The following is a 216-nucleotide window of genomic DNA, read 5'->3' as shown; positions in this document are numbered from 1 at the left end:
TTTCACCATCAAGATCAATTCGTTTTTAGTAGCGATATTAAAAAAGATAGTATGGGTTTGAAAAGAGCCAAAGTCATTTATATCAATAGTGATAGGATTGAACGATTGGATAATTCTAACTAAGGGTGCCATCATTCTTGCCTCCATCATTTCATATTGTTGAAATTGCACTAAACTAATATTCGCATGGGGCTTTACATGTGCCGCTGCTTCATA

1 protein-coding gene is annotated in these 216 nt (G+C 34.7%); it reads right to left on the bottom strand.

Going from position 1 to position 216, the window contains the following annotated elements; genetic code table 11:
- The coding region (locus CWB62_RS18785) for a hypothetical protein (RefSeq protein ID WP_212747503.1) at positions 1 to 216 on the bottom strand (216 nt) is incomplete at both ends.

Source organism: Pseudoalteromonas sp. S408 (genome assembly GCF_005886645.1).
Taxonomy (GTDB): Bacteria; Pseudomonadota; Gammaproteobacteria; order Enterobacterales; family Alteromonadaceae; genus Pseudoalteromonas.
This window is presented reverse-complemented; position numbering and strand designations above follow the sequence as displayed.